Raw genomic sequence first — 4349 nt, 5'->3', positions numbered from 1 at the left:
GCAAAGCTCAACCTCTGCTTTATCCGCTTGATGGTAAAGCGATTAGCTACTTAAAGAGATGTCAAATGGGTTCTATATACACAGTGCTTGCAATAATCACTCATGTTGTTGATATAGTTAGCAGAAGCAGCATAAGGTTTAGAAGCGATTGCTCCTCCATCGGCAAATTGTCCCATGCCAATTACATTGGTTTGCATTACCCAGTCATAGGCATCGATAAATGCAGCATGAAACCAGTCTTCAAGTTCTTGGGGTGAAATTCCTGCAATCAAGCCGAAGTTATTTAGCACCATTAGGCGTTGGATGTGATGGGCGTAGCCAATTTCTTTAACTTGCATCAGTATTTGACGCAGGCAATTCATCTGCGTCTCGCCCGCCCAATAAAAATCGGGTAGGGAATGGGTATGGTTGAACCAGTTGCGTTCTGGATAATCCTCACCCATGTAGATAGGGTTCAAGCCTTTTCCACTCTTCGTTACTGAGGCTGCTTTTGTACGGCATAGCATCTGCATCACGTTTTTGCCTTTACTTTACTTCATTACCGAAAAAGATGCCAAATGGGTTCTATAAATGAATTTGGGATCTATTTAGACTTGGCAAATATAGGCACAGGTTTGTTGAATAGGCTGCAATCATAGCACCATAACAACTGCGATCGCATTCGCTTTAAACTAAAGCTAATTTTATGCAGAAAACTTGGTTTGACACCGCTCGCTTCGGTATGTTCATTCACTGGGGACACAGTAGCCAGCAGGGATGGGAATTATCGTGGCCACTCGTGGGCGGCGTGTTTAGCTTGCCTTACTGCCAGGATGTGCCGATCAATCTGTATCACCAGAATGCTTACACCTTCAATCCTAGCGCCTACAATCCGCACGAGTGGGCGTGATTTGCACAGGAATTGGGAATGCAGTACGCGATCTTAACCGTCAAGCATCATGATGGCTTTGCTTTGTTCCACACGCAGCAGTCCGAGTTCTCCATCGAACACACGCCGTACCGTCAAGATATTGTGCAACAATATCTCGATGCCATGCGTTCGCATGGCATTCGAGTTGGCTTGTACTTCTCGCTCTGTGATTGGCATCACCCGGACTACCCTGCCTTCACCGAAGCTGATAAGCCGTATCGCTTCGATCACTTGCCGCAACCTTCACCCCAGCAATGGCAGCGCTACTGGGAGTTTCTGGAGGCTCAACTGCGCGAACTGCTCGTGAACTACGGCGAAATTGACGTACTTTGGTTTGATGGCGGGTGGGAGCGCACGCCTGAACAGTGGCGCTCGTCCGACCTACACCAGATGATTCGGCAACTCCAACCTCACTGCTCGATCAATGATCGCTTACCTGGCTGCGGTGACTTCGATACACCGGAACAGTTCATTCCCGCGCATCCTCCGGCACGGCGCTGGGAAACCTGCCTCACGATCAACGAAAGCTGGGGCTATAATCCAACGGATCGGCAGTTCAAAACTGCCCGACAGCTTATCCACACGCTCTGCGAAGTCGCAGGCAAAGGCGGCAACTTGTTACTTAACGTCAGTCCAATGGGAAATGGCGAACTTCCACCTGAGCAAGTCGAACGATTGGAAGTGGTATCAGCTTGGATGAAGCATTATGCTGAAAGCATTATCGGCACCGAACCGGGATTAGAAGCCTGGCAATTCTATGGTACTTCGACGCGACGCGGACAGCGCTATTATCTGCATTTGTTGATGCAACCCTATGACACGATTTCGGTGCGGGGGCTGCCGATTAAACAGATTGCATCGGTGCGATCGTTGAAGACGAACCAACCGTTAGAGTACACTACTCGCTGTGCTATCCTAGATGCCTTGCAAAATCCTGACCCGCTTGGCGAGTTAACTATTCAAATACCTACCGACGAGATCGATCCGAATGCAACCTTCTAGTGGTGGATTTGCTGCCGCACTAGTTTCTCCAAGTAGTCCAAGCGATTGTGCGTTGGGCGATCGCAGCGCACAGCCTTAAAGGAGCGACCTCCTTTAGGAGATTGGGTAACAGAGCGCTCAAATGATTGGATGGAAGGCTGTTGACCTGGGCAAAACTCATGATTTTAAGTTACTTAAACGTAGTCGCTTGCCCTTAGTGCGATCGCAGTTGTGTTTAAGCCGACCGAGGTTATCAAGGGTTTGTTATAGCCCTACAAAATTAAGTTAAGACATATAATAGGAAAAGACGAATATTAAACAACACTTATGCCTGCCCCATACAGTGAAGACCTGCGCCAAAAAGCGATTGCTGCCATTGAGAGAGGAGAACGCAAAAGTAATGTGAGCCGGATGTTGAACATCAGTCGTAATACCCTCGACCTATGGTTAAAGCGCATAGAACAAACTGGCAACTGTCAAGCGATTACTCACTATCAACAGGGAAATCGACATAAAATCACAGATTGGCAGCGATTTCGTGAGTTTGTGAAACGGCATGGAGGTAAAACTCAAGCACAAATGGCTTCGTTGTGGGGAGAGGGTGTAAGCCAGCAGAACATTAGTGATGCAATGAAAAAATTGGTGTGAGTCGTAAAAAAAGACTTATGGATATCGAGAACGGGATGATCTCGAGCGGCAGGCGTTTGGAGAACGTCTGAAGACAAAGACTGTCGAACAATTGGTGTATGTTGATGAAGCTGGGATCGATAACCGAGAGGAGTATCCTTATGGCTACTGTGAGATTGGACAACGTTTCCATGCCCTTAAGTCGGGCAAGCGCACCCAAAGAGTCAGTTGGATTGCGGCACTCAAGCAAGGGTTACTTTTTGCTCCTATGACATTTCTTGGCTCGTGTAATCGAGATTTATTCCAGATGTGGTTAAAAGAGTGTCTTCTACCACAATTACAACCTGGTGATATTATCATCATTGACAATGCAAGGCATTTTTCGGATGACTCAGTCACCCGAAAAGATGCCGCCAGTTTTCATCGCTCCCAGATGATTGATGAAATTGTGGCAGAAGCTGGCTGTGAGCTATGGTATCTCCCTGTCTATTCTCCAGACTTGAACAAAATAGAGCATTGGTGGTTTGTACTCAAAAATTGGATGCGACAGCGATGGGATGAATTTGATAACTTTCGCTCCTTGTGTTGATGCCGCATTCAAACACTGTCCTAACGTGTCTTCGTAGAGCTATAAATGCCACACGAAAGCTGGTATTTCCACCAAGAAGCCACGCAAGTAAGCCTTACACTAGAGGCAGCATAACCCTTGCCATAGCACGACTGCGAGTTCAGGTTGAACATTTAATCCGCCGCTTCAAGATTTTCCGCCTTTTCCCCGGTCGCTATCGCCATCGTCGGAAGCGGTTTGGCTTACACTTGAACTTGATTGCCAGGTTGCTGAACTACGAACTGGTACACGCTTCTTGATTCAACTTGGAGGTTTATTAATTAAAGGCAAAACATTAGTTTGATAAGGCGAACTATTGCGAACAATTTCCTACCTTTTGCCGAACAAGTTCCGAATATCTCTAACTATGCTTATTGATATATTTAAAAGCGTGTAGCTAGGAAGTTGAGATGACCAAAGTTTGCAGGAGTTACCGGGTAATGGCAGTCTAAGTTCGGTAATTGCAGAGGTAAAGATATGAAACTTGATTAGAGGAGCTAGTTTAATTACTATCGCTCTCAGTCTGTCCAGTCTGGAGGCGGTGTGTAAGTTAGTACGACTGTTGTAATACGAGGTGGATTAGATGTCAAATGCGATCGCTTGATTTAAGCACCACTCCTGGCGATCGCAAGTGATGTATCTCGGCAATCAGGTTTTAAACTGTAATATTTATAAGACTCCACAGATATTCTCTGTTGCTATTTGTAGGCAAAATTGATGCAATCAAAACTATTCAATCGGCGCAAAATTCTCTGGGGATTGGGTCTAAGCGCCTTATCTTCGAGCTTGTTGTTTCAAGATCAAGTCAGGGCTAATAAAACTAAACGTTCGCCCTCTGTCTTAGTTTTAGGAGCAGGGTTATCGGGCTTATACACCGCATTGCTTCTAGAGCGGGCAGGCATTAAAGTTGTGGTATTAGAAGGGCGCGATCGCGTAGGTGGGCGCGTCTATACTTTAGACAATATTCCTGGTAAACCAGAAGGAGGAGGGCAAGGATTCAGCGAAAAATACCAGCGATTGCTAGATTTAGCGGCAAGTTTGCAGGTAGCTACCCAACAAGCAAACGCACCAAGCCCGGAATCGCGGCTTTACGTGCGATCACGAGCTATCCTTTCATCAGACTGGGCTGCATCTACTGCTAACTTGTTAAGCTGATAGACATTTAACTTGTAAGAACTTTATTTCCTTTATTACGGAGCTTTCTATTCCAATTAATTACTAAGT

Annotated in this window: 2 protein-coding genes and 3 pseudogenes; 3 read left to right on the top strand and 2 right to left on the bottom strand. The window is 46.1% G+C overall.

The features are described from left to right. Nucleotides 1-71: 71 nt before the first annotated feature. Nucleotides 72-446 (bottom strand): annotated as a pseudogene (locus tag C7B70_RS25020) (cryptochrome/photolyase family protein); the annotation flags it as partial. A gap of 239 nt (nucleotides 447-685) precedes the next feature. Here C7B70_RS25020 and C7B70_RS25015 point away from each other — a divergent pair. Next, nucleotides 686-1912: pseudogene (locus C7B70_RS25015) on the top strand (alpha-L-fucosidase). 19 nt (nucleotides 1913-1931) lie between these two features. On the opposite strand, the gene C7B70_RS26700 reads toward C7B70_RS25015, so the two are convergent. Beyond that, nucleotides 1932-2072 carry a hypothetical protein gene (locus C7B70_RS26700; protein WP_158260594.1) on the bottom strand — a complete coding sequence of 47 codons (141 nt, stop codon included), beginning with the start codon at nucleotides 2070-2072 and terminating at the stop codon, nucleotides 1932-1934. Nucleotides 2073-2218: 146 nt separating this feature from the next. Here C7B70_RS26700 and C7B70_RS25010 point away from each other — a divergent pair. Together C7B70_RS25010 and C7B70_RS25005 are read left to right on the top strand one after the other, a co-directional pair. Continuing rightward, nucleotides 2219-3144 (top strand): annotated as a pseudogene (locus C7B70_RS25010) (IS630 family transposase). Between the two features lie 698 nt (nucleotides 3145-3842). Next, complete coding sequence (locus C7B70_RS25005) at nucleotides 3843-4280, top strand: FAD-dependent oxidoreductase (protein ID WP_106371589.1); 438 nt, start codon at nucleotides 3843-3845, stop codon at nucleotides 4278-4280. The last annotated feature ends 69 nt before the right edge of the window (nucleotides 4281-4349 follow it).

The sequence above is a fragment of the Chlorogloea sp. CCALA 695 genome (assembly GCF_003003885.1).
Classification (GTDB): Bacteria; Cyanobacteriota; Cyanobacteriia; order Cyanobacteriales; family Chroococcidiopsidaceae; genus Aliterella.
Note: the sequence above shows the minus strand (reverse complement) of the source record. Positions and strands in the feature narration are given on the sequence as shown.

What these genes read in the sequence shown, in the direction of transcription:
- C7B70_RS26700 (WP_158260594.1), bottom strand. Translation starts at nt 2,072, where the DNA reads ATGAGTTTTGCCCAGGTCAACAGCCTTCCATCCAATCATTTGAGCGCT.
- C7B70_RS25005 (WP_106371589.1), top strand. Translation starts at nt 3,843, where the DNA reads ATGCAATCAAAACTATTCAATCGGCGCAAAATTCTCTGGGGATTGGGT.